Source organism: Martinezella lusitana, assembly GCF_010668395.1.
Lineage (GTDB): Bacteria > Pseudomonadota > Alphaproteobacteria > Rhizobiales > Rhizobiaceae > Rhizobium > Rhizobium lusitanum_A.
In genome coordinates this window covers 1-344 of the sequence record NZ_WUEY01000107.1, presented here as the reverse complement: position 1 = coordinate 344, position 344 = coordinate 1, and the positions used below count along the sequence as shown (strand labels likewise).

2 protein-coding genes are annotated in these 344 nt (G+C 51.7%); both read right to left on the bottom strand.

The genetic code is table 11. The features are described from left to right. Nucleotides 1-171: acetyl-coenzyme A synthetase N-terminal domain-containing protein (locus GR212_RS36745; RefSeq protein ID WP_163995056.1), on the bottom strand; the 171-nt coding region annotated here is incomplete at its 3' end. 3 nt (nucleotides 172-174) lie between these two features. Then, nucleotides 175-344, bottom strand: a 170-nt coding sequence (locus tag GR212_RS36740; protein WP_163995054.1) for an NAD(P)(+) transhydrogenase (Re/Si-specific) subunit beta, incomplete at its 5' end; no start/stop codon positions are given.

Below are 344 nucleotides of genomic sequence, written 5' to 3'. Positions count from 1 at the left end.
CGTATTCTTGACCTTGGTGTAGGGCTTGAACCAGTCGATACGCTTGCCGTGCTTGCCCCAGAATTTGTCGGGATCCTCGACGCTCTGCTGATACCATTTCTGGTATTTCGCCTGATCGATCAGGGCATGGTTTTTGACGGCCTTGGTGACCGGATAAATGTTGCTTGTCATCGTTCAGGCCGCGATATTTGATGGAAGAAGCTGCAGGAGGTTATCAATGCTCCTCTTGGCGTCACCGTAGAACATGCGTGTGTTGTCCTTGAAGAAGAGGGGGTTTTCGATGCCGGAATATCCGGTCCCCTGGCCTCTTTTGGAAACGAAGACCTGCTTTGCCCTCCAGACTT